Raw genomic sequence first — 23493 nt, forward strand, 5'->3', positions numbered from 1 at the left:
CGCAAGAAGGTTAAATCCGATGACCGACACAAACGAGGGACCCATCGTTCTCGACGAAGGCGCCGAGGAGTTCAGGCCGACGGGCTGGGAGGACTATCTCATTGGATTCGGTGGCCCCACCGAATTCACCAAAGAGGACCACAAGCAGTGGTACGACAATGCGCTCGAGTTGGAGGAGGAGGCCGAGGCGGCCTGGCGAGAAGCGCGACGTGTCCGCAAGCTTCGCGAAGACCAGTTGGAAGAGGCTCAACGCAAGTATCCCGACCAGACCGGCGACCACCCGTCAACCGTCGCTGCCGTTACCGGCGGTGAGGGCAACGAGGTCTACACCGCGAAAAGAAATCTGCGGCATGCGCAGGAGTCGGAAGACCAGGCCACCGAGGACTATCTGAAAGCGAAGGACAGGCGGGAGGTGGTGCAGGAGAGATACGAGAACTACGACGTCAACAAGATGCTCAGGCATCTCCTCAAAGCTCTTGCGGTGTTCGCCATGATTGCCGCGCTCGTGGCCATGGGGTACACCGTCACGAGAAGCGACTCCCCGCCTGAGCCGGCTGTCGTTGAGAAATCCGAGTCGAAGTCAGTCCCGAAGCCCGGCACGAACACGCCACCCGCCCCGGCGGTCCCCAATCCGGCACCGGCATCACCGGCCGACTCGGGCCCCGCGCCCGAACCCGAACCCGCGTCCGACCCAGGACCCGCGTTCGACCCAGGACCCGTGCCCGGTTCAGAAGATTCCGGCCAGGGCATGGTCGGCACCACCTCTGACGCCGGTCCGGCGCCCGAACCCTCGCCGGCGGCAGATCCGGGGCCTACACCTGAAGCAGGTCCCGCGCCCGGTTCGGTCGATACTGACCAGGGAACAGTCGGCACCGCACCCGACCCGGTCACCACATGGATTCCGGAGATCACTGTTCCGGACCTCGGCGACATCCCGATTGCGGACGTCACCGTTCCAGAACCAGGCGTGAGCATCACCGGTGAATATCCCCCGCTCGCTCCCCCCGGCACCGACACCTACACCCAGCCGCACACCGACATCGGCGACGCGCCGGCGTCTGTGTGGTGAACTGCCGCTTCCACACCAGCTCGAAACCGTCCCGGTGACCGCCCCACGGGATGCACAACCCGCAGATGCCGTACTCATCCCCGTCGGGTCGCCCATCGCAGCACGGAGGGGCGGCACCCGGTCACCGGAAATCGACAACTCGATCCCCGACCATTCCGATCCCTCGATTCATCCGACACCATCAGCACCACTCTATTTGGGAGCAAACATGCCCGAGAACAATCCGACCGCCATCGCCCTCAACCCGAACATCATGGCGATTCTCACCGCCGTGGACAATGCCGCGGAACTTCGAAAAGCCCTGGATGGACTAGGGCCGGCACTGGCCTCACTCGCTTGGCTCGGCGAACCGGCCAGCGCCGCCGAGTCGACCAACAACATCGGTGGCAAATACCGTCACTTCACGAACGGAATCCTCTACCGGTACACCCATGACGACGGCACGAAAGCATTCGGTGGTGTCCCACGCGGTGGGGTGTACGAGCTGTGGACCAAGACCGGCTGGGAATACGGACCGTTCGGCTATCCCGTCGGCATGCCCGAATTGGCAGGGAACAAGACGGTGTGCCGGTTCGAAGGTGGCACGATCACCTCGGTCGCGGAGAGCCGCCACTCCATCATGTTCTACAACACCGCACTGATCGGCATGGACGTACTCGGTGTCACCGAGAACCGCGCCACCCTGGAAATCCCGCTCTTCGGTAAGGTCATCGACAAGGCGATATACAGTGGCCGGGGCCGCGCCGCACAGCTGAAGGCGCTGATCGCCACGGTGTCGAAATCGAAGAACGACGTCGTGGTGCTCGCCGAGATGATGGGCAACCACGAACGCGACAAGCTCAAGACCGCGGTCAAGAACCTGTTCCCTCACAGCGCCGAAGGGCCCGACGAGAAGGATCCCGAGGAGGATGGCGGGCTACTCATCCTCAGCCGCCACCCGATCACCGAGGTTCGCAGCACCATCTATCGGTCATGTATCGGCGACGACTGCTTCGCCAACAAGGGTGCGGTGATGGTGCGGGTGTCCCCGCACGACGGACCGGACTTCTACGTGCTCGGCACCCACCTGCAAGCCGGCAACGCCACCTCCGGTTCCTGGCCCACCGACGCCGGCGTGGGAACCGGCGCAAAGGGCAAGCGCGAGGCGCAGTTACGCCACCTAGACTCCTGGATTCTCGGAGCACGCGATCGGGACCTGCCGATCATCATCGTGGGCGACTTCAACATCGACGCCAACACGCAGGAGGGGCGAGCGACCCTCGCACACAACCTCCCCGAGACCAAAGACCTGTGGCCCGAATACCAGATGTGGCTACCTACGGACCGGATGCGTTACGACCCCATCACCTGTGACCGAGCCAGCACCTACAGACCCGGCACTCCAGCACTTCCCCAGATGAGCCCGCACCGCTACAAGAAGGGTGGCCGGATAGATTTGGCCCTCGTCGATCAGGGCGAACGAGTCACCGCCCACGTCACTCATATGGGCGTGTACAGCCATGAACTCAGCCCCGGAATCGACCTATCGGACCACTACGCGATCACCCTCTCCGTCGGCATGTCGACAGTCACCCACAAGCTGAATCGGAAGGTCAAGAAGACAACCGCATGGCTGAAATACATCCACGCGCTCACCTTGACCGTCGGCGCCGGGGTGGCGCACTTTTCGAAGAAAGATCCCGACGAGGTAGAGGTTTCCGGGCGAATATACAAGGGCAAACCGGGTCTCGATGGCCGACCAAGCGCACGCGTCGAGTACGCCGAACGGACGATGTCCATGGGCGAATGCCACGAGTACTCCTACAAGCCCCAGAAAACGTTATCCTTCAACGGGACTGACGACGTCCACCTCGAAATCACCCTCGACGAAGTCGACACGGCGGGACCCATCGAGTCGGGTCGGTCCGCGATCGGCAGGGACCGCGACGTGGTGGCCTCGAAGACCTCACAACTGCTTAACGCACTGCATGGTCACCGATACGCGCCGAACGTGATGCACGGCGACGGCTCAGAATACGTTGCGATCCTGTACGCCAACGTCGATCTCGAACCATTCGCGCACAGGCGGCAAAATCCCGCCCCATAGCTGTCATCTCCCGGCCGCGGCGTCAACGCCTCCGATAACCGGGACACGTCTCGACCGGTCGACCCGACACCACCGGGACCGCTTCGGAGCCCGCCCGGAGTCGCCCCCCATGACGGGGTTGTAAATCGGGAACCCATCGGTGGGCCCGGCGACACGTTCGGGGTCACCCGCGACACCGTTCACGGCCTGAACCCCGGATCGGCAGGCGGTGGCCCGGTACTCCGGCACCGGCACCTCCTGGACGAGGGTCGGCGGCACCCGCGGCCTCGATCACCGCGTTCGAGGAATGACGCCAAATGTGAATCGGTCCTACGCCCAGCCGTACTTGAAGTGGTTTGACCAGCCGCCCAGAACTGGATTGAGCCCAACGTCACGTAAGAATCAGCAGGCCGTCATCGGTGACCGGGAGGATGTCGTGGACTACATCTGCTACATCTCACGAACCAAGGTAGACAGCCTGCATGCGCAGCTCGATCCGGAGCGCAGTAGCGAGTTCACCGAGCAGGTGATCTCCGAACAGTCCGGTGTTCGAGATCTCCGCATGGGTTTGTCCCTCGGCAATATTCTGAGCCTGTTCAACGGTGGCCTAACGTACGGGCGGAAGAACGTGATCCAACGGGAACGCACGGTGAAGCTGGCCTACATCGACAAGCTCAGGGACGTACTGTTGACCATCGCTGCGGACCACGGCGACGTGCCGGATATCAGAGAAGCAATCTCATCGGGACAGAGCGGGACATACTACTTTTACGATGGCCCATTCCGGATTGAGATACCGGTCGAGAACCCCACTTCGGCGGACATTGTGACGCTTCGGTCGTCGTTCTGCGGCCGCACCCTGCTCTTGGACTGCTCGCTGCGCTTCTTCAGCGAAGGACCCGAGCCGGACGGAACCTTCCTGCTGCATTCAGGCAACTACCGTTTCTTCGCCGGACAACTGCAAATGAGGATGTCCACCGTTTTCGCGCTGCTTGGGGTACAAGGAACGGACGTCGTCGGAACTCCTCTCTACCTCCAGCTGTCGAGCGCCAATTTGTCGCCCGGAGCGGCACTGTAGGCGCGGTGCCGTCATGGAGATACTCGATGTGCGCGAGCACGATCCCGAGGAATACGAGGGGAAGGGTATAAACATCCACGGCTGTCTCTATCGGATCGGCCCCCAGATCGGCGCGGGTCATTCAAAGATCGTCCATGTGCTGCGCAACGCCAGATCGGGCCTGCACCTGAATGCACTCGCGATCTATCGCGACTCCGACTCGGGCAGACAGGAGCTGGGCCGCGAATTGGCCTTCAAGGCTCTCGACGACCTGATCGAGGGGCAAGGGGTGGTACCCAGTCTCATGGAGGTCGATCTGCCGGGAGGAGTCGCGTACGTGCAGGACTACATAGGCCCCTATGAACCCGCGCCGAGTCAGGACATCATGGCTGCGGAGCGACTCATGGCGGCCGGTGAATGGATCGGGGCCATCGACGTGTACTCGCGTGTTCTCGAGACGCAGCCGGACCACACCGTCGCCCTGTTTAACTGCGCATCAGCCCTCAACTCCACGGGTCACCCGGAACAGGCGGCACACCTGATGGCGCGGGCTATCGACATCGAGCCGAACTACCGTGCCTACCTGCACGACTACGTGAAATACTGCTCGGCCGCCGAAAGGCCGACCCAGGTCATGGATGGGTGGAGGGCCATCACCGAGCGCTACCCGCACGACACCAGCTGCCAACTGTACGTCGACAAGGTGCCGCAACAGGCCGCCGCGCTGCACAACAGGGGAGTTCAACTGGCGGCCGAAGGCCATTGGAATGAAGCGGTAGCGCTGACAGACCGGGCGATCGAGTCATACGTTCGGCTCGCCGAATTCGATCACAAGAAGGTCGACCAGGAGCTGGCAGAGAGCTTGTTGAACTATGGAGTCTTCACAACAGCGATCGGCAACCTAATTGGCGGCGTTCAACCGTTACTTCAGACCATGCGCATCGCCCATGAGTACGGGCGTCACGATCTGTATGATCCTGCCGCACACGCAATGCGGCAAGCATTGGCGCGTGACCGGCAGACGGTGGAGCAGGAACTCGAGCGGCTGACCGGAGGCCCGGTACCGCTGTGGTTCAGCAAACCGAGCTAGCGTGCGGCGGGCGGGAGTGATGCGAACCGCTCCCTCCTCAGTTCAGTTGCAGATCCTTGCAGAACCAGAATCCCCCATGGCAAATGGGCTAACGACTCGTCCGGGGGCTGATCGAACTGTCGGCCGTCATCGTTCTGACTCCTTCTTCGTTTTTCGGTTGGGCAACGCTGGGAGGGTGGGAGCCGTACCATCCTCCGCACCTGGCATTGCGCGCCGTCCAAGGTGCGGCGCTGGGCGGATCGCGGTACGTGGTCGCCGTCGATCCTGTCGAATTCAAGCGCGCCAAGGCCCTCAAATTCGGTGCGACCCACGCCGTCGCCACCAGCGAGGAGACGCACGCCCCGGTCACCGACCTGACCTCCTGGATGCGCATCTTCCCGGGCACCGTGCAGCCCGAGGACACCGTCTCCGAGGAACTCCGCGCACTTCCGCTACCCCAAGGACCTGTTCACACCCTTCAGCGTGAGCTCCTCGCGAAATATCACGTCGACGAGCCCCGTGAATTCTTCACCACCAACGCCTTCTGGTCGGTGCCCAGCGACCCCACTGTGGAGGAGAACCTCGATCAGCGGCCGTTCCACGTGCTCGTCGGAGACCAGCACAGCGCCGAACCATCATTCCAGCTCGCCAGCACCATGGTGGGATTCAACCGGGAATTCCCCTCCGCATACATCTCGGCGCATTCCGACCCCGACAGCTACGGCACGATCACCGTCCTGCGGTTGCCGACCGAGACCCTCACCCAAGGTCCACAAACAGATCCAGAACTCGATGATCTCCGACACCCGAGTCACCTCCGAGCGCACCCTCCTCGAGCGGTCGAACAGAATCCAGTACGGCAACCTGCTGAGCTTGCCGATCGCCGACGGCGGAGTGCTGTACCTCGAACCCCTCTACACCGAACGGATCTCCTCCGAGCAGAACGGCTCCACCCTCCCTCAGCTCTCACGGATGCTCCTCAGCTACCGTGAGCCCGGCCCCTGCGGTGTCCGAGTCGGCTACGTCCCAACCCTCGCCGAGGCCCTCGACCAGGTGCTCGGCCCCGGGACCGGCCAGCCGACGACCGCGCCCAGCGGCGACGCCGCAGCACCCCTCCCGCCCGAGCGAGCGGTCGAGGCATCCAAAACTCCGGCGCTGAATCGACCGAAGAAAACCACAACGAACCCGATCTGACCAACCAACCAACCAACCCACCCGGACAAGGAACTGTTCGAGACGGAGAGTCTCGAGCAGAATAGGTGGACTGGCGACAGACCCCCGTGCAAATGCAGCGTCCCCATCACGCATTCACCGATGACTTGCGCGCAGTGTGCCGCCGCTGGCCGCGCAGCCTCAGGACGGGCCACGCCCACGCCCCGGTGCGCACTCCCCCTCATCGAGAATGGTCTAAGCGACCGCTGCGGTGGGATCACCGGCGAGTAGATCCAATACCAGTCTCGAGGGCGCCCACGAGAAGGGCGGTGTGGAGGGTGAGGTGGGGCGCTTCCGCCGTAACCACCTGATCCCAGTGCCGAAGGTCGACACCCTGGACGAGCGTGGGCGTCCGCCTCGCCGCGGCGGACAGAGCGGACACGGCCGACGGATCGATACCCGGATCCGGACCGTCGGTGAGGACTTCGCCATCGAACTGCCCTTGTTGCGGCCGTTGCCGGCCGCGGAGTTCGAGCCCGGCCTGTGGTTGACGCCGCGGGTGGACCGGTATTCGCGGGTCACGGTGCGCCAGTGCCACTATTCGGTGCCGATCTACCTGATCGGACGGCAGGTGCGGGTCTCGCTGCGGGCCAGTGAGGTGGTGATCTTCGACGGCCGGCGGGAAGTCGCCCGCCATCTCCGCCTCGCCCGCAAGGGTGCGCAGGCCTTGGTGCTCGATCACTACCTCGAGGTCCTCGCCCGCAAACCCGGCGCGCTACCGGGGTCGACCGCGCTGTCCCAGGCGCGGGCGGCGGGGACGTTCACCGCCGACCACGAGGCGTTCTGGGCGCTGGCACGATCGGTGCACGGGGACGCCGACGGGACCCGCGCCCTGGTCGAAGTGCTGCTGCTGCACCGGAACATGGCACACGTGGATGTGACCGCCGGGCTCCGCGCCGCGGTCGCTGTCGGGGCCGCCTGCTCGGACGTGGTGGCCGTCGAGGCCCGCAAGGCCGCCGCCGACCGTCCCGACGACGCGGTCACCCCGGCTGCGGCGGCACCGTCGAAGGTGGTGTCGATGACCGCACGCAGGCTGACCGACCCGGAGGCGGTGATCGCCGGCCTGCCACCGGATTCGCGTCAGCTTCCCACCGTCGCCCTCTACGACGAGTTGCTGCGGCGGCGGCCGCCACCATCGGACGCCGTCTCTGCACGTGAAGGAGCATCATCATGACCGGGTCGACCCCCACCTCACCGGCCGCCGCACGGCGCCGGCGGGGACTCACCCCCGAGGCCGCCGCCACCGCGATCGAGCAGGCCTGCCGTGATCTGCGGCTGCCGACGGTGCGCACCCGGTTCGAGGACATGCTCACCGTCGCCCACAAGGAGCAACTGACCTACGAGGGCTTTCTCGCCGACCTGCTGCTGGCCGAATGCGACGACCGCGCCCGCCGCCGCAGCATCCGCCGGGTCAAGGCCGCCGGATTCCCGCGCCAGAAATGGTTGGCGGACTTCGACTTCGACGCCAACCCGGCCACCATCAACAGCCTCGCCAGCTGTGTCTGGGTCCGCAAGGGCGAACCGTTGTGTCTGATCGGGGATTCCGGCACCGGCAAATCACACCTACTGATCGGCCTGGGCACCGCCGCCGCCGAAGCAGGCTTCCGGGTCCGCTACACCCTGGCGACGAAGCTGGTCAACGAACTCGTCGAAGCCGCCGACGAGAAACTGCTCGCCAAGACCATCGCCCGCTACGGGCGGGTGGATCTGCTCTGCATTGACGAGCTCGGCTACATGGAACTCGACAAACGCGGCGCCGAGTTGCTGTTCCAGGTTTTGACCGAACGCGAGGAAAAGAACTCCGTGGCGATCGGCACCGACAGCTACCGGCTCGCTCAAACCAGGGCAGCAGCCCAAGCCGCGAGCTGACCGGAGGCCATACCGGGCGGACGGACAACACCGTCGACATCGCGGCGTCCAGCCCCGACATTCGACCAACCCAGAACGCCCAGTTCACCGCATCGGGGTGGGGCCACTTCAGGCCGTCACGCCTCCACGAGTAAGGGTCGGCTGGGGCCAACTCGAGCCGACAAGGTGGGGCCAGATCGAGTTGACAGAGCCACTCTCCATGGCATCGCTCCGTGTCACTCATGGTTTGTGAGCACTAGGCTGCGATAATTTCAGTTATCGAACCGTCGGGCCCGAAACCGCACGTCACCGCGTTTTTGCTGTGCAACGTGTCGGTGCACCCCGGTAGCCTGCGTCGGTGACGATCGAGCCCCTGCGCGGCCGGTAACAGCATCCGCGGGGCCCGCGCTGCGGGAGGAGGTGGCGGCGCGGATCGCCGGCACCATGCAGCGTTCGCGCGCGAAGAACACCCGCCGCTCCCACACCTCGGACTGGGAGCTTTTCGCTCGTGGTGTTTCTCCCACGGGCACGCTGCCCTCCCGGCGCGCCCCGCTGGTGGTGGCGTGGTATCTGCTGCGGTGGCGTCTGATTCTTTTCGGTTGGTATCAGCCACGGGACACCTACACCAAGGCCAGCGATCGAGCCTAAGCGTGAGCGACGCTCTCGCGCCGTGTTCCCGGCTGGCATCCGCCCACAGGGACGCCTTCGAGCTCCTTGACACGCCCCCACCACTGCGATCTCTGGCTGCCTGATGTACGACAGAGACCTGCAATTGGCATCAACGAAGTCGAATCGCCGTTGCCGAACACGTCGACTGTCAAGTCCCACCTCGTGCGCGTCTTCGGAGAAGCTCGGCGTCAAGTCCCGCACTCGCGACGTCGGCCGGGCGCGCGAGTTGGGCTCGATCTAAGGATCTACTCCTCCTCGGGATTGCGATTGAGGTGTATCAGGCTGAGCACCAGCCCACCCCACACCAGCACGAGGGCAAGCACCATCATCGCGATTGCGGACCCGGTCATAGGCTTTCTCCAGCCTCGGTCGATTCGGTGTGTTCGAGTTCTTCATCGGAACGGCGCCACGGAGTGAACGACAGCAACACGGCGACGACGATGACGAGTGTTTGCGCCAGCCAGCCGAAGATCGTGACCAAGCCGTCGGGAAGGCCGCCGTAACCTTCGCGTACTCTGTCGATGATCTCGCTGATCAGCATGTAGGCCAGCACGACCGGGGTAATGACCCCGATGAACAGGCGCCAGATCACTCCGACCTTGAACGAGGACACCGAGTTGAGGTGGTCCTGCATATCGGGCAGCCGGCGCAGGGCCCACGTCACCGCGACGATGGCGACCAGTGCCACGCCGACGATGCCGATGTTGTTCGCGAAGTTGTCCACGATGTCGAGGAGGTTCAATCCGGTTGCAGTGGGGAAGAGCAGCAGCGATACCACGGTCGCGGCGCCTCCGACACCGAGAACGGCGGGAACTCGGCCGATCCCGAGCTTGTCCTGCACCGCGGCAACACATACCTGGATGATGCTGATCAGCGAAGTGAAACCCGCGAAGACGAGCGACGCGAAGAACAGGACGCCGAACAACGGTCCACCGGGCATCGAGGAGATGATCGCCGGGAAGGCGATGAAGGCGAGACCTATGCCGCTCTCGACCACCTCGTCCACCGCGACACCCGAAATGTTCGCCATGTAGCCGAGCGTGGCGAATACGCCGATGCCGGCGAGGATCTCGAAGCTGCTGTTCGTGAAGCCGACCACAAGTCCGGAGCCGGTGAGATTCGTCTTGTGCTTGAGGTACGACGAGTAGGTGATCATGATGCCGAACGCCACCGACAGGGAGAAGAAGATCTGACCGTACGCCGCGATCCAAACGCCCGTGTCCATCAGGGCTGACCAGTTCGGCCGGAAGAAGGCATCCAAGCCCGCACCCGCGCCCTCGAGGAACAGTGCGCGCACCACGAGAATGGCGAAGAGAACGATTAGCAGCGGGACGAAGAACCGGGCAGACGCGCCGATCCCCTTCTGCACGCCGAGCGCAAGGATCACGAGCGTGATGATCCAAATCAGGAGAAGCGGAAGGGCGACGCCGGGAACGAAGTCCAGGCCGAACGTCGATTCGCTGTCCTGCTTCAAGAAGTCGGTGGTGAAGAAGGTCGCCGGGTCCTCACCCCATGCTTCGTTGAACGAGAAGAAGAAGTACCGGATCGCCCACGCGATGATCACCGCGTAGTACACGCCGATGACGAAGCAAATGCCCACCTGCCACCAGCCGATGAACTCCGCACGCTTGTGAATCCGCCGGAACGCCAGGGGCGGCGAGCCCCGAAACTTGTGCCCGATGGCGTAGTCGAGGAAGAGCAACGGGATTCCTGCGGTCAGCAGGGCCACCAGGTAGGGAATGATGAAGGCGCCGCCGCCGTTCGTGTAGGCCACGTACGGGAACCGCCAGATGTTGCCGAGGCCGACGGCCGAGCCTATCGCGGCCAGAATGAAGACGGTGCGTCCCGACCAAGCCTCGCGGTTCTGTTCCAGTACCATGCTGCCGTTGCCCTCCGCGGTCGATCGTTGTCGATTGTTCGACCGTATCGGCTGGCGGACTCGAGCAGTGCCGTTCCGGGTTTTGGGACGTCGGTCTCGACATCCCCGGCATCGACTTCGTTTCCCTCGCGCAGGGGTACGGCTACGCCGGCGGCCGTACATTCACCGGAACAGGGTCCGTGCGCTCACGTGGGTTCCTTGTCGGTGGTGTGGTCGGTGACAGTCGGGATCGGGTCTTGACCGTCGCCGGCGTCGATGACCTCGAAGTCGTGGGACCAGTCGGTGACCGGTTCGACGCCGACGGCCGTCGAATCGGCGCCCTTGCTGCCGTGCAGGAACTCGAGTTGACTCTCGTAGTGGTCGAGAACGTTGCCGATGAGCTGTTCCCGCGAGAACCCGGAGACATCGAAGCCGCTGCTGCCATCCGCCGAGAAGACCTCCAGCCGGAAGTACTTCCCCAGTTTCTGTGCGCCGCGGCCGTAGCTGGGGGTGTGGTGTTCGATGGGATACACCTGATAGTGGAAGGTCCGCTCCAACCTCGAACGGGACGTCGGGGTGGTAGCTGTGGATGCCGCAACTCTCGACGAGCCGTTCCCCGACCGTCGCGCCCACGCCCTGGGCACGCAGTTCGTCGGCGACCTCCCGAAGCGCGGGCCCGACCACTGCCGTCGCGTATCGATCGGTGGCGTGGGCTCCTGGGAAGCGCATGGACCGCTCGATGCGCTGGAGCCCGTGCAACTGGGTGCCGCCCGAACTGCGGCTCGACAGCGCCTTCGGCAGCGACAGTCGCGCCGACTCCGCCCAATTCTGTTCCACCTGGAATGCTTTGAACAACCCGAGCATGAGAAACACGATGACGACAGCGAGCGGGAGGCCCATGATGATCGTCGCGTTCTGCAGCGTCGCGATGCCCCCGATCATGAGCATCGCCAAGGTCAACAGTCCGGTGGCGCCTGCCCAGAAGATCCGGACCCAGGCCGGCCCGTCGGATTCGTTGTCCGTGATCCGCGAACTGAAGTGCGACATCACCAGCGCCCCGGAATCGGCGCTGGTGACATAGAACAGCATGCCGGTGAAGGTGGCGATCACCGCGAGGATCGGTGCACCCGGATATTGCTCGAGCAACGTGTAGAAAGCCCTGTTCGGGAGCCGACACCGCGGTCTCCCCGAACTCGGCGTTGCCGTCCCGGACGATGTCGATGGCGCTGTTCCCGAAGATCGAGATCCACACGAGGATGAACAGGAAGGGCACCGTCAGCACGCCGACCACGAAACAACCCGATACTCAAATCCGCCCTCGTCGACTATGTCGCACGCGACGGAATCACCCACTCACTCGACACGTACACCGTCGCCAAGCGGGAATTCCTCGAAACGCTCCATCGGGTGGTCCTCGCGCCCCGCAATCTCGACTACAAAGTGCAGTTCCCCGGGCCGACCGGAACGAACGCCGTCGAGGCCGCACTCAAACTGGCACGAAAATGCACCGGCCGCGAAACCATCATCAGCTTCACCAACGCCTTCCACGGAATGACACTGGGCGAACTCGCGGTGACCGGCAACTCGATGAAACGTGCCGGCGCCGGCGTACCCCTCGTCCATACGACCCCGATGCCGTTCGACCACTACCTGGGTGGGACCGTCGACGACTTCCACTGGCTCGAGCACGCCCTCGAGAATTCCGGAAGTGGGCTGGAGAAGCCCGCAGCGGTGATCGTCGAAACGGTGCAGGGCGAAGGCGGCGTCAATGTCGCACGGCCGCAACGGCTGCGGGCGCTCGCCCAACTTTGCCGCGACCGCGACATCCTGTTGATCGTCGACGATGTGCAGATGGGATGCGGACGAACCGGCCCGTTCTTTTCGTTCGAGGACGCCGGAATCAAACCCGACATAGTCACGCTGTCCAAGTCGATCAGCGGATACGGCCTGCCCATGGCACTGACACTCCTCAAACCGCACCTCGACATCTGGGAACCGGGCGAACACAACGGAACGTTCCGCGGCAACAACCTCGCCTTCGTCACGGCGCGTGCCGCCCTCGAACACTACTGGAACAACGACGGCCTACAGGATGCCACCACTGGCCTGATCAACTGGCCGCTCGGGGCGTGGACGGCCCTGCGCGGCGGAAGGAAAACACGCCCCGGGATGTCAGCCAAGAAGCAGGCAACACTCGCGTTCGTGAAGGAACTGCCGGAATCCGACGGGCTCCGCATTGTCGTCGACCGCAACTACCCGATGGATCGGATCATCGAAGCGCACCGATATGTCGACCGGGGCCGCAAAGTCGGGAACGTCACCATCAAGGTCCCCGGCTCGACGCCGCTGGTTGAGTAGTACCGGCACATCATGGCACGGGGTTCGGCTTCCGATTCAGGGATCGACGACCCGCGGTTCGTCGACAACCCGGTTACGGGATTGAGCTGGAGCGGCGCGGATTCGGAAAAATGCCCCAATCAGCGTTCCGCTATTGAAGCGCGGCGATCGCCTCGACTTCGACAAGCTGGTCCGGGTAGCCGAGTACAGCAACGCCGAGCAGTGTGCTGGGCACGTCGTGATCGCCAAAGTGGCGGCTGACGACATCCCACGCCGTCACCAGGTCCGCTCGTGCGTTGCTGGCGACGTAGACGGTCGTCTTGACCACGTCGGGCAGATTGGCACCTGCGGCGTGTAGCGCGGCGCGCAGATTGCGCATCACTTGTTCGGCCTGACCTGCGATGTCCCCAACCGCTACCGTGGCGCCGGCCTCATCGAGTGGGCAGGCACCAGCGGTGAATACAAGCCTGGATGGCTGCTGGGTCCTCGCCGCGTACGCGTAGGGCACGTTGGCCGTCAACGTCGACGATCGAATCAGCTCGACGTGCATGTCGTTGGTCACGGTCACAGTCTCGCAGAGCGAGGGCACCGGCCTCACTTGCCGATCGATGACCGGTCACCGATCCACTTACGGAACGAGGGCACGACTGCCGCCCACATGCGCTGGGACACCACTTCGTCCCGGTGCAGGTTCCACAAATCGACACCATCGCCCAACCTTGCGAACAGTGTCGAGTCCTGTCCGCCGCCACGGCATCCGGATTCTTCATCGCCTGCGTATCGATGGCCAGCTAAGAACATCGGTCGGCCATGACTCAAGGGCGTTGACAATGCCATCTTCAACGCCGGTGAGTAGGTGAGAAGCGTGGACGCAACCGATCCCCCACCGCTGGTCGTCGTGCCACCGGGGAGTGCCGGACGAGAACCAGCCGAGCACCGAGGCTAGTGAGACGACACAGGACATGCGGTGTCAACAGTTCGAGTCGTTCTCCGGGCAACTGATTGTCGGTAACCCGCGGCCGAGGCGTACTGGGCTGGTGCCAAATGAAACCTGATGAAAATCTACCCGTGCCGGTTCTACCATCGCTGGATTCGGTCGAGCTTGAAGGAACTCCGGACGGCGAGATTATCACTTTCAAGCTCGCTGGCGACGGATCGGTGGGCTGGTCAGCCCGCTTCGTTCAGATGCCGTTCCTTCGAGGAACGGACGGCGCCGTGCACATTTCAGATTCGTGCATACTGCAGATCGATTTGACCTCAGTGGACTCGACGAACCACAAGCCGGCCGGGGTCCCGTCGAACTGCAACCGGGTCGAACACCGTGTAGGTGGAGTCGACCACCACCAGCCGGACCAGTTCGCCGACGGATCCGCCGGACGATCGCGTTCTGCTCGCACGTCCTCCGCGGCAGTCCGATCACGGTAGTCACGCAGCAGTTCCGCGGTGGTTGAGTCAACGGAATCAGTACCGTCCTCGCTCCAACTCACCGACCACTGGTCGGTCGCAGCGGGCGTCGTCCACCACTGCGCATGCGGGGATCGTGCGATGCGCTCGGCGACCCGTCGAAGCTCACCCCGCACAGGCTCGGCGTCGACGAGGAGGTCTTCACCGTCCGGGTCCTGCCAGTAGCGTGCGGCGTCGACCGCGTCGGCGAGGGCCGAACGGAGCGCAACCGCCGTCACCTCGGAAGCGGCACCCGGGACAGGACACCGATCTAGACGCGCCTCTGGTCGAGTGAAGGCACATGTCTGGCGGCTGATCTTAGATCACGACACCAAGTTCGAAAATCGTTGTCGACCAACGTTCATTCACGCGAATGAATGCCTCGGAACCGACCGACGGAGCCTACCAACCGCCCCGGGGGTTACTACACACGTCCCGATCACAGACGGACGCTGCCCCGCAGACAGTCTGCAGGGACGCCTACTGAGAACGGAGGTGGTCGACGTCGTCGTACTCACCGGCCCTTCCTGGAGCTTCCGTGAATAGCGCCCGAACCGTACCTTCAGGTCGGTTATGGTCCGTTTGTTCGCGCCAGTAACCGCCGATCCAAAGAGGTACCCATGCCGACCGCTCTGCCGAGAATTCTCCGCCGCACCTCCACCATCCTGACCATGACCGCCGCGACACTCGCCCTCGTGGCCACCACCGCCGGCGCTGCCCCGGTCCACTCCTTCGCGGTCGCTGCGACCACGCCGGTCGGCGCAGCGCCATCGCAGGTAGCCGTCTCCCCCGACGGGGCCGCCGCATACGTCGCCAACGCCCAGAGCAACGACGTCTCCGTCATCGACACTGCCACCAACACCGTCACCGGCACCGTTCCGGTCGGCGAAGGACCTGGCGGGATCACCGTCACCCCGAGGGGTCATCCGTCTACGTCGTCAACGCGACCAGCAAGACCGTCTCCGTCATCGACACCACCACCAAGACGGTGACCGGCAGTGTCCCCCTTACCGGCAGCGCGTCCTTCGGAACCGCCGCCTCCGCCGACGGTGCACACGTCTATGTGCCGACCGGTGATGCGATCTCGGTGATCGACACCGCCACCCACACGATCTCGGCGACGATCCCGGTGGGATCGTTCCCCCCTCCTCGCGGCCACCAACTCGACACACCTCTACGTCACCAACGCCGGCGACTACACCGTCTCCGTCATCGACACCGCCACGAACACCGTCGTCGCGACCATCCCGGTCACAGCAGCAGGCCGTCCCGCCGCGGTCACCGCCACCGACCAGGCCGTGTACGTCCGCAGCGGCGCCGAGATGTTCGTGATCGATGCCGCCAGCAACACGGTCAGCACAACCTTCCCCCGTGAAGGGCACCCTCGGCGGCGCGGCCGTCACCGGCGACGGAAACACGCTGTACGTCATCGACTCCGAGGGCGGGGCGGTCGCGGTCCTCGACACCACCACCAACACCGAGGTCGCCTACGTTCCCGTCGGCGCGATCACCGGCGGCGTCACCGTCTCCCCCGACGGCAACAAGGCCTACGTCACCAGCTCCAACAACACCGTCACCACGATCACCCGAAGCGGTGGCACTCGAGCGTGCACCGGATCGCTCTGCCTGCCGATACCCTGATGCTAACCCGAACAACAATGAGTGAGGGCGGGACTCGATCGAGTTCCGCCCTCACTCATTCCTGGCAGTCGAACCCAGTCGTCGGAAAGCGCCGAGACCCGTAGCCATCGTGAATCATGAGCAGAGCCCGTGGTGGCCGAGGCAGGGTGACGAAGGGACTCTCCAGGCGAGTCTTGGGTCAGCGGAGAACGCAGGCCGTCCGTGCCGCGCGCGGCCAATCCGGACACTCGCTGAGAAGCAACTCGTACAGCGGCCCGTCGCTGAGCGTGTCGACGTTCTCGACCGCAATGAACCCGGCATTGTCGACGAGTCGACCGGTCAGGTGTCGAGCTTCTCGAGTACACCGAAGCTCGACTTGCCGATCCCGCACTGCCAGAACGCCGGCAACGCCGACGCCGTCCGCATCAGGGTCGTGATCTGCGTGCTTTGCATGGAACCCGACGAGGCGGCATCGTTGCGGGCTCTACTAGGCACCGCGGGGAATTACCCTCTCCGCGATCACCTGTTCCCATGCCGACGCATCTTTGAACGAGACGCGAGCAACGCATTTGCGGTCATCATCCGACCTGACCCGCACCGCCCACCACCGTCCCCCGCCCACAGGTGGCTCCATCACGATTACCACACCTCCGGGGGTGCCGGACGTCCGTCAATCACGTCGGATCGCACGAGATCGTTCGACACTGCTCAGCTCATCGAGACATCATCGAGCACGGTCATCGGGATGCCGAAGTCCTTACCCTCCGACACACAAAGTCGTCCGCGTATATCGGCGAACATGGCGAGTCCACACTCGAGGTCTGCTGCGGTTCGAATCGCCCACGGCCTCATCCTGCCCTGAGCGGGCGGTCATCAGCGCGCGCCGCTCGACACACACGAGAGGCACCGTAAGTGCGGCGCAGCATCCTGGTCACGGGGAAGGACTTGGCGTTCGAGCAACTCAGCAAGCTCCTCGATGGTGACCTCCACGGTGCCGAACATGGGATCACCCGAGACGGCATACCTCGGCAACAGGAGTCGGTCGGTCACGCTCTCAGCGGACCCCCACCCGTTTCAACCGAGCGGGAGCGGCAACTTTGCCGCAGCGTCATGGAATGCTCGCACAATCGCGGCCGAAATCCGACCGCGGAAGGACACTTTACGGCCCTCCCCGATTGCCCACTCGCGAATCTCCTTGGTCGACGCCTTCGCCGGAGCGGTGTCCGCTCCCGTCACCGGAGCCTTCTTCACGGCCGTCGCTTCCGCAGCCGACTCCACAGCCGCCGACTTCGCGACCGACGTCTTCCTCGCGACCTTCTTCTTCACGGCCGTCGTCTCCGCGGCCGCCGCTTCCGCAGCCGCCGTCTTCGCCCCTGCCGCCTTCGCGCCCGACGTCTTCGGCTGAGCTTTCCTCGCGACCTCCTTCTTCGCGACCGGCGTCTCCGCCGGAGCCTTCCCCGCGACTACCTTCTTCACAGGCGTCTTCTTCGCCGGCACCGCCTCTGCCTGGACCTCCTTTGCCTGAGCGTCATGGAAAGCTTGCTCGATCTCGGCCGAAATCCGACCCCGGGGCGACACGTCACGGCCCTCCCCGATCGCCCACTCACGAATCTCCTTGGTCGTCGCCTTCGCCGGAGCCTTGCTGACCGCCGCCGCGCTCTTCGCCGGAGCCTTCGTCGCGGCTATCTTCTCCGAGGCCGTCGTCTTCGGCGCTGTTGTCTTCGGCGCTGTTGTCTTCGGCGCTGTTGTCTTCGGCGCTGTTGTCTTCGCCGGAGCCTTCTTCGCAGCCACCTTCTTCGCCGCCGGCGCCTTCTTCGCGACTGCCTTCTTCCCGTCCGCCTTCTTCGCGACCGACGATTTCGCGGTTATCTTCCTTGCTGGCGCCGGTTTTGCCTGAGCGTCATGGAAAGCTCGCTCGATCTCGGTCGAAATCCGACCCCGGGGCGACACGTCACGGCCCTCCCCGATCGCCCACTCACGAATCTCCTTGGTCGTCCTCTTCGCCGGAGCCTTCTTCGCAGCCACCTTCTTCGCCGCCGGTGCCTTCTTGGCGACTGCCTTGTCTGCGGTCGTCCTCTTCGCGGCCGTCTTCTTCGCGGCCGTCTTCTTCGCGGCCGTCTTCTTCGCGGCCGTCTTCTTCGCGGCCGTCTTCTTCGCGGCCGTCTTCTTCGCGGCCGTCTTCTTCGCTGGCGCCGGTTTTGCCTGAGCGTCATGGAAAGCTCGCTCGATCTCGGCCGAAATCCGACCCCGGGGCGACACGTCACGGCCCTCCCCGATCGCCCACTCACGAATCTCCTTGGTCGTCCTCTTCGCCGAACCTTCGGAACCCCTCGGTGATACCGCCATAGTTTTCTCCTTCTCGCCAGGCAAATCGTCGAACGCACACAGTATCGGCATTTCGGCACTCTCACCGCCAGCGGATCCAAACGGCAACCAATCACACTCGGGCCGCACTGATTTTCGAGGACCCGCGCCCCTCACGCTTTTCGCCCACCAGGACTACACAGAAGACCATCTGTCGACGGTGACGACACCTGCCGAACCATTGTGGCCAACCCGGCCGCGTTTTCTTTCCGTCACGGGAAGGATGAATTCGAATATCTATGCGCCGCAACTATATACGCCGAGCAACAGTCGAGGCGACGGAACCTTCGGGCATGCACCGAATGCCTCGGGACTGCCATGACGCGAAACGCGGACCAGCACAGAATAACGGTTGAAGAGTGTTCGAGCCCTCGACCACGGCCGGGAGACAGCAACACCTAATACCTGACTCTCGCAATGGATATCCGATCCCATCACCAGCATGAACACTGCGTCATGGCGCTGGATGCGAGCACAACCGTGCTATCCGTTTTCGAGACCCGGGCTACGGAAGCCGGGCGCTGCACCCACGTATTTCAGGTGATGGACCTCATCGAGGACCTTGACGACCTCGTCGAAGGTACTCGGGTCGGTCAGCACATCGTGGGATTCGGCGATGGTGAGTGCGGCCGAGTCGAGGGCCCCGCGGTCGATCAGCATCAGGGCGAGTTCGGCGGGGTTGTTGCGGCAGCGGTAGATCACCCCGTCGGTGTGCGGGTCGCCGTCGAGGATCTGATGGCAGGTGGTCCGGGACCAGGTGTAGGCGCCACGGTCACAGCCCACAAGGGTCCCGGACAGGTTCAGCGATCGCAGGTCGCCGTCGAGGAGGGACGCGACGGTGACATCGCGGCCAGGACCATCCGGGTGTGCGTCTTGCCCGCGAGCCGTTTGCGGCGCACGATCCCCGACCGCGGAATGGGGATATCGCGCAGGATGCCTTCCGCAACGACCCCGGCGAGCGAGAAAGCGACGTACAGGTAGCCGCCGTGGGAGTCGTCGATCGGCTCGAACCGCCCCTGCAGCGGGTTACCGAGCGTACGGATGCCTTTGACATGAACGAGTTCGGCGGGTACGGGGACCCGGTACCGGAAATCCGGTGCAGTGTGATGCCCGCGGGGCCCTTCCGGGTCTGCGGGGCCGGCCGTTGTAGCGCTCAGTCACCGGTGTCAGTCCATGCCCATTCTCGGTGAGCCACCAGTCCAGGGTCCCCCACGGGTCCAGGTCGCATTCCATCAGCCGTTTCGCGTGCTCGGCGACCGAGCGGATCTGTTTGCGCACGCGGTCGAATTGGAACAGCGGATACCGGTACTGGTTGCCGACCTTGAGCCCGAGAAGTTGATGAGTCTTCCGTTTGGCGTTGGCCAGGGCCCGATTCACATTCCCGGACGGGGAAAGGATCTCGGACACTTCCGTCGAGGAGATCGTGTCGGCCTACAAATGAGAGTGGGGACGCGTAGGCGAGGTTGCCGGTCGCGGTCTCCAGTTCGACCGTGCCACGTCCATACGGATCGGTGCCCGCTGTGACGGTCGGCACCGGATCGGTGAGACCCCGTTCGGACCGCGATGCCCGGTCACCACCGCCACCCTCGGTGAGGGCGGCGCGGGTGGCACGGGGCAGCCGCCGCAGTTGGATGACCACGTCGGTGTCGCTGGCGTCGAACAGCGCCCGCATCACCACACCACCGGAGTCGGAGAGATCTGCGGCGTCCAATGCGGTGCGGAACGCGTCGGTGAGCCAATCCAGCGCCAGCCCCGTCATCGAGCCGGAGCTCGAAGTCGACCTCGATGCCGCCGCCCGCGAACCGGTGGGGGTCGTCTCGATCATCACTCCCTGGTACTTCCCGATCGCGATCCCCGCGTGGAAGATCGCGCCCGGCCCTCGCATACGGCAAAACCATCGTCTTCAAACCGGCCGAGGCCGTACCGGCCAGCGCCTGGGCCCTGGTCGAGATTCTGCACCGGGCCGGATTGCCGCCCGGCGTGCTGAACCTGGTGATGGGCCGGGGCCGCGATATCGGCGACGTCCTGACCGGATCACCGGACGTGGCCGCGGTATCATTCACCGGCTCGGCGCCCACCGGCGAACGGGTTCTCCTGGCCGGTGCCAGCCGCCGGGCACGCGTGCAACTGGAAATGGGCGGCAAGAACCCCCTGGTAGTCGCGGACGACGCCGACCTAGATCTGGCCGTCGATCTCGCGTTGCAGGGCAGCTACGGCTCGACCGGGCAGCGCTGTACGGCCTCATCCCGACTGGTGGTCGTCGACGGCGTACACGACGAGTTCGTCGACAGAGAAACCGCACCGGGCGGCACCGGAGCGTCGGGACCGCTGCAGGATGCGGTGCAGAAGCTGGTCGGCACAGTGGCGGACAAGGCACTCTCGTCGGTCTCCGGCAAGGTGGCGAACGCCTCCGGCAGGCTCACCGACTACGCCGAGGGCGGCGGTGGAAGTCTGCTCGGCGCTGTGACCGGTTCCCAGAAACTGGCGGAGGGAAAGACACCTGGTAAATCCGCGGTGAGCGCGGGCTGGGAGGGCGCCAAGCAGATGGTCAAGGACAAGGCCTCCGACGTCAAGGAGGCCGTCACCGGTGGTGGCGGTAAGGGCGGCGGCAAGGGCAAGAAGCTGAAGTTGACCAATATCGTCGAGACACTCGATGTCGGTGTGCCGGTCCAGCTGGCCTATAACCAATGGACGCAGTTCGCCGACTTCCCGTCCTTCATGAAGAAGGTCGAGCGGGTCGAGCAGGAATCGGACGAGAAGCTCGAGTGGAAGGCGCAGGTTTTCTTGTCGCACCGAACCTGGGAATCGTCGATCATCGAGCAGGTTCCCGATGAGCGGATCGTGTGGCGCTCGAAAGGCGCGAAGGGTTTTGTCGACGGCGCGGTGACGTTCCATGAGGTGACTCCGGACCTGACCCGCATAATTTTGGTTCTCGAGTATCACCCGAAGGGATTCTTCGAAAAGACGGGAAACCTGTGGCGGGCACCGGGACGCCGGGCTCGGCTGGAGTTGAAGCACTTCGGGCGTCATGTCATGACGCAGTCCGTTCTCCATCCCGACGAGGTGCAGGGCTGGCGGGGAGAGATCCGGGACGGGGAGGTGGTTGAGCCCGAGGACGAACAAGCACCTCCGCAGGAGGATGACGAATTCGACGACACCGCTGAGGGTGGGGACGAGAGCGACGAGTCTGAGGACGACGAGGCCGGCGAACTCGACGAGGCCGGTGAGGAGGAGGACGACGAGCTGGAGGACGCAGTCGAGGACGAGCCGGAGGACGTAGCCGAGGACGACGAGGGAACCTCGGAGACCGAGGAACAGGTACCGCCCCCGCCGAGACGACGGGGACGCCCCCGCAAAACCGCGGCCGTCGACGAGGAGCCGGCACCGCCGAGACGACGGGGACGCCCCCGCAAAACCGCGGCCGCCGATGAGGAGCCGGCACCGCCGAGACGACGGGGACGCCCCCGCAAAAACGGCGGCCACCGGCTCGAGGGAAGGCAGCGGGCGATGACCTCGGTGCAGCCGGCGGGGAGCGGCGGCGGAGTGAGCGGCGGTCCAAGCTCGAGTAGCCTCGCCGACGTCGTCGACACCATTTTGGACAGGCCTGGTCATCGACGCCTATGTGCGGGTCTCGCTGGTCGGGATCGAACTGGTCACGATCGACGCGCGTGTCGTCGTCGCCAGTGTCGACACCTACCTGCGGTTCGCGGAGGCAGTGAACCGGCTCGAGATCGGCAGTGGTGAGCCGGAAGGCCTGACGGATCTGGTGGGGGACGTCACCGAGGGCGGCGCCAAAGCCAAGACCAAGGGTGCGCTCGAATCCGCGGGCGAAAGACTCGGCGACATCCTCGGCGGCGGACAGGAAGAATCTGAGCGCGAACCTGTTACCCGAAAGTCCACCCGCGGGGGCACGTGATGTCCACGAATCCGAACACCGATGCGGCCGAGGAGCCGCGCACCAGCGGTGTCTACGTATACGGCATCGTGCCAGCCGATGTGGAAGCCGAAAAGGACGCGGTCGGCGTCGGTGACGGACCGGTCAGCATCATCAGGCACGGCGAAATCGCCGCGCTCGTGAGCGAGATCTCGGTGGACAGGCCGCTCGATAAGCCCGAAGACCTGCAAGCCCATGCGCACCTGCTGGACGGCACGTCTCGGGTGGCACCGGTCCTCCCGCTTCGTTTCGGGGCGGTCATGACCGACGTCGACGCCGTCGAGGAGGAGTTGCTCGCAACACATGCCGACGAGTGGAAGTGGAGGTAGTCGAGGATCGGCGCATCCCGTCGCGACGGACATACTCGCCATGTATGAGGTCGTGTTGGATCTGGACGGGGAACTATTGTCCTACCGCAGAACCCGCCGCTACATCCGCGGTATCGGCAACAGCGAGCGTGCGCGGTCATGACCATCGCCGGCGCCGGTGCAAGCAACCTTCCGCAGACCTCGGGCAGCGGGCACCAGTCGACGAATCTAGGCGAGATCCTCGAACGGGTCCTCGACAAGGGGCTCGTGATCGCCGGAGACATCCAGGTCAACCTGCGCGACATCGAACTACTGACCATCAAGGTGCGATTGGTCATCGCCTCACTCGAGACCGCGAAAGAGGTAGGCATCAATTGGTGGGAGAACGACCCCTGGCTGACCGGCACGAACAGTACCGTCGAACTCGAGAACCGGAAACTGCGGGAGCGGATCGCCGAACTCGATCCCGACAGGTCGGTTCGCCCGGCCGTCCAATCCTCCGACAAGATCGAGGTGGAGACGAAACGTCAGCCCGATGACCTCGGCTGACAGTGCTGATGTCGAGCAACCTCAGCGGCATCGTGCGCGGAGCACGTCCTGACCCGTTCGAGTCGACTCGGCCTGCGGACTCACTGATAGC

At 64.3% G+C, this 23493-nt stretch carries 15 protein-coding genes and 15 pseudogenes; 20 read left to right on the forward strand and 10 right to left on the reverse strand.

The features are described 5' to 3' along the window. The first annotated feature begins 19 nt into the window (after nucleotides 1-19). The 9 genes and pseudogenes from CBI38_RS21340 (at nucleotide 20) to CBI38_RS21380 (ending at nucleotide 8968) form a co-directional block, all read left to right on the forward strand. Nucleotides 20-1069 (forward strand): hypothetical protein, encoded by a 1050-nt coding sequence (locus CBI38_RS21340; protein ID WP_109332000.1) that lies wholly within the window; start codon nucleotides 20-22, stop codon nucleotides 1067-1069. A gap of 208 nt (nucleotides 1070-1277) precedes the next feature. Next, the gene (locus CBI38_RS21345; RefSeq protein ID WP_162603260.1) at nucleotides 1278-3155 is read left to right on the forward strand and encodes an endonuclease/exonuclease/phosphatase family protein; all 1878 of its coding nucleotides are present in this window, start codon (nucleotides 1278-1280) and stop codon (nucleotides 3153-3155) included. 208 nt (nucleotides 3156-3363) lie between these two features. After that, nucleotides 3364-4212, forward strand: coding sequence for a hypothetical protein (locus tag CBI38_RS21355; RefSeq protein ID WP_162603261.1), 849 nt, complete (start codon nucleotides 3364-3366; stop codon nucleotides 4210-4212). A gap of 13 nt (nucleotides 4213-4225) precedes the next feature. Further along, entirely contained in the window at nucleotides 4226-5281 is a 1056-nt protein-coding gene (locus tag CBI38_RS21360) for a tetratricopeptide repeat protein (RefSeq protein WP_109332006.1), read from the forward strand. A gap of 365 nt (nucleotides 5282-5646) precedes the next feature. Further along, nucleotides 5647-5976, forward strand: a pseudogene (locus tag CBI38_RS39135) (UPF0182 family protein); the annotation flags it as partial. A gap of 76 nt (nucleotides 5977-6052) precedes the next feature. Continuing rightward, a complete protein-coding gene (locus tag CBI38_RS39140; protein WP_230990301.1) occupies nucleotides 6053-6454 on the forward strand; it encodes a hypothetical protein in 402 nt (133 codons plus the stop codon). Between the two features lie 232 nt (nucleotides 6455-6686). Beyond that, nucleotides 6687-7646, forward strand: a pseudogene (locus tag CBI38_RS21370) (Mu transposase domain-containing protein); the annotation flags it as partial. Beyond that, the gene (locus CBI38_RS21375; protein WP_109332007.1) at nucleotides 7643-8341 is read left to right on the forward strand and encodes an ATP-binding protein; all 699 of its coding nucleotides are present in this window, start codon (nucleotides 7643-7645) and stop codon (nucleotides 8339-8341) included. The pseudogene CBI38_RS21370 and the gene CBI38_RS21375, both read left to right, overlap by 4 nt. Nucleotides 8342-8764: 423 nt before the next feature. Next, nucleotides 8765-8968: a hypothetical protein gene (locus tag CBI38_RS21380; protein ID WP_204164784.1), complete on the forward strand. Its 204-nt coding sequence runs from the start codon at nucleotides 8765-8767 to the stop codon at nucleotides 8966-8968. A gap of 266 nt (nucleotides 8969-9234) precedes the next feature. Here the strand turns inward: CBI38_RS21380 and CBI38_RS21385 are convergent, their stop codons facing one another. From CBI38_RS21385 to CBI38_RS39150, 4 genes and pseudogenes are all read right to left on the reverse strand, one after another. Next, nucleotides 9235-9339, reverse strand: a complete 105-nt coding sequence (locus tag CBI38_RS21385; protein ID WP_109332018.1) for a methionine/alanine import family NSS transporter small subunit — start codon at nucleotides 9337-9339, stop codon at nucleotides 9235-9237. Beyond that, nucleotides 9336-10868, reverse strand: coding sequence for a sodium-dependent transporter (locus tag CBI38_RS21390; RefSeq protein WP_109332019.1), 1533 nt, complete (start codon nucleotides 10866-10868; stop codon nucleotides 9336-9338). Before CBI38_RS21390 ends, CBI38_RS21385 begins: the two co-directional genes overlap by 4 nt. A gap of 185 nt (nucleotides 10869-11053) precedes the next feature. Beyond that, the gene (locus tag CBI38_RS39145; RefSeq protein WP_230990302.1) at nucleotides 11054-11404 is read right to left on the reverse strand and encodes a hypothetical protein; all 351 of its coding nucleotides are present in this window, start codon (nucleotides 11402-11404) and stop codon (nucleotides 11054-11056) included. 340 nt (nucleotides 11405-11744) lie between these two features. Next, nucleotides 11745-11957 (reverse strand): annotated as a pseudogene (locus CBI38_RS39150) (BCCT family transporter); the annotation flags it as partial. A gap of 183 nt (nucleotides 11958-12140) precedes the next feature. Here CBI38_RS39150 and CBI38_RS21400 point away from each other — a divergent pair. After that, a pseudogene (locus CBI38_RS21400) lies at nucleotides 12141-13205 on the forward strand (diaminobutyrate--2-oxoglutarate transaminase); the annotation flags it as partial. A gap of 130 nt (nucleotides 13206-13335) precedes the next feature. On the opposite strand, the gene CBI38_RS21405 reads toward CBI38_RS21400, so the two are convergent. Together CBI38_RS21405 and CBI38_RS21420 are read right to left on the reverse strand one after the other, a co-directional pair. Then, nucleotides 13336-13734 carry a RidA family protein gene (locus CBI38_RS21405; RefSeq protein ID WP_109335259.1) on the reverse strand — a complete coding sequence of 133 codons (399 nt, stop codon included), beginning with the start codon at nucleotides 13732-13734 and terminating at the stop codon, nucleotides 13336-13338. Nucleotides 13735-14443: 709 nt separating this feature from the next. After that, nucleotides 14444-14869, reverse strand: a pseudogene (locus tag CBI38_RS21420) (hypothetical protein); the annotation flags it as partial. Nucleotides 14870-15298: 429 nt separating this feature from the next. Here CBI38_RS21420 and CBI38_RS40305 point away from each other — a divergent pair. The 3 genes and pseudogenes from CBI38_RS40305 to CBI38_RS40315 all read left to right on the forward strand — a co-directional run. Continuing rightward, nucleotides 15299-15481 (forward strand): annotated as a pseudogene (locus CBI38_RS40305) (YncE family protein); the annotation flags it as partial. After that, nucleotides 15433-15597 (forward strand): annotated as a pseudogene (locus tag CBI38_RS40310) (hypothetical protein); the annotation flags it as partial. The pseudogenes CBI38_RS40305 and CBI38_RS40310, both read left to right, overlap by 49 nt. A gap of 401 nt (nucleotides 15598-15998) precedes the next feature. After that, entirely contained in the window at nucleotides 15999-16268 is a 270-nt protein-coding gene (locus tag CBI38_RS40315; RefSeq protein WP_335743600.1) for a YncE family protein, read from the forward strand. 178 nt (nucleotides 16269-16446) lie between these two features. Here CBI38_RS40315 and CBI38_RS21430 read toward each other — a convergent pair. From CBI38_RS21430 to CBI38_RS39180, 4 genes and pseudogenes are all read right to left on the reverse strand, one after another. After that, nucleotides 16447-16700, reverse strand: a pseudogene (locus tag CBI38_RS21430) (VWA domain-containing protein). Between the two features lie 621 nt (nucleotides 16701-17321). Further along, the gene (locus tag CBI38_RS39170; protein WP_230990303.1) at nucleotides 17322-17723 is read right to left on the reverse strand and encodes an Lsr2 family protein; all 402 of its coding nucleotides are present in this window, start codon (nucleotides 17721-17723) and stop codon (nucleotides 17322-17324) included. A gap of 99 nt (nucleotides 17724-17822) precedes the next feature. Further along, nucleotides 17823-18644, reverse strand: a pseudogene (locus CBI38_RS39175) (Lsr2 family DNA-binding protein); the annotation flags it as partial. 450 nt (nucleotides 18645-19094) lie between these two features. Next, nucleotides 19095-19394, reverse strand: coding sequence for a hypothetical protein (locus CBI38_RS39180; RefSeq protein ID WP_230989909.1), 300 nt, complete (start codon nucleotides 19392-19394; stop codon nucleotides 19095-19097). Nucleotides 19395-20242: 848 nt separating this feature from the next. Here CBI38_RS39180 and CBI38_RS40025 point away from each other — a divergent pair. The 7 genes and pseudogenes from CBI38_RS40025 to CBI38_RS21475 form a co-directional block, all read left to right on the forward strand. Beyond that, a pseudogene (locus CBI38_RS40025) lies at nucleotides 20243-20437 on the forward strand (hypothetical protein); the annotation flags it as partial. Next, nucleotides 20397-20879, forward strand: a pseudogene (locus CBI38_RS39185) (aldehyde dehydrogenase family protein); the annotation flags it as partial. The pseudogenes CBI38_RS40025 and CBI38_RS39185, both read left to right, overlap by 41 nt. Nucleotides 20880-20951: 72 nt before the next feature. Next, nucleotides 20952-22100, forward strand: a pseudogene (locus tag CBI38_RS21455) (SRPBCC family protein); the annotation flags it as partial. Between the two features lie 18 nt (nucleotides 22101-22118). Further along, nucleotides 22119-22527: pseudogene (gvpJ, locus tag CBI38_RS21460) on the forward strand (gas vesicle protein GvpJ). Further along, nucleotides 22527-22862 (forward strand): annotated as a pseudogene (locus CBI38_RS21465) (GvpL/GvpF family gas vesicle protein); the annotation flags it as partial. The pseudogenes gvpJ and CBI38_RS21465, both read left to right, overlap by 1 nt. Beyond that, nucleotides 22859-23016 (forward strand): annotated as a pseudogene (gene gvpO / locus CBI38_RS21470) (gas vesicle protein GvpO); the annotation flags it as partial. The pseudogenes CBI38_RS21465 and gvpO, both read left to right, overlap by 4 nt. After that, nucleotides 23013-23402 carry a gas vesicle protein gene (locus CBI38_RS21475; RefSeq protein ID WP_109332026.1) on the forward strand — a complete coding sequence of 130 codons (390 nt, stop codon included), beginning with the start codon at nucleotides 23013-23015 and terminating at the stop codon, nucleotides 23400-23402. The pseudogene gvpO and the gene CBI38_RS21475, both read left to right, overlap by 4 nt. The last annotated feature ends 91 nt before the right edge of the window (nucleotides 23403-23493 follow it).

It is taken from the genome of Rhodococcus oxybenzonivorans (assembly GCF_003130705.1).
Classification (GTDB): Bacteria; Actinomycetota; Actinomycetes; order Mycobacteriales; family Mycobacteriaceae; genus Rhodococcus_F; species Rhodococcus_F oxybenzonivorans.

Coding starts and splice junctions, on each gene's coding strand:
- CBI38_RS21340 (WP_109332000.1), top strand. CDS start 20: ATGACCGACACAAACGAGGGACCCATCGTTCTCGACGAAGGCGCCGAG.
- CBI38_RS21345 (WP_162603260.1), top strand. CDS start 1,278: ATGCCCGAGAACAATCCGACCGCCATCGCCCTCAACCCGAACATCATG.
- CBI38_RS21360 (WP_109332006.1), top strand. CDS start 4,226: ATGGAGATACTCGATGTGCGCGAGCACGATCCCGAGGAATACGAGGGG.
- CBI38_RS39140 (WP_230990301.1), top strand. CDS start 6,053: ATGATCTCCGACACCCGAGTCACCTCCGAGCGCACCCTCCTCGAGCGG.
- CBI38_RS21375 (WP_109332007.1), top strand. CDS start 7,643: ATGACCGGGTCGACCCCCACCTCACCGGCCGCCGCACGGCGCCGGCGG.
- CBI38_RS21380 (WP_204164784.1), top strand. CDS start 8,765: ATGCAGCGTTCGCGCGCGAAGAACACCCGCCGCTCCCACACCTCGGAC.
- CBI38_RS21385 (WP_109332018.1), bottom strand. CDS start 9,339: ATGACCGGGTCCGCAATCGCGATGATGGTGCTTGCCCTCGTGCTGGTG.
- CBI38_RS21390 (WP_109332019.1), bottom strand. CDS start 10,868: ATGGTACTGGAACAGAACCGCGAGGCTTGGTCGGGACGCACCGTCTTC.
- CBI38_RS21405 (WP_109335259.1), bottom strand. CDS start 13,734: ATGCACGTCGAGCTGATTCGATCGTCGACGTTGACGGCCAACGTGCCC.
- CBI38_RS21475 (WP_109332026.1), top strand. CDS start 23,013: ATGACCATCGCCGGCGCCGGTGCAAGCAACCTTCCGCAGACCTCGGGC.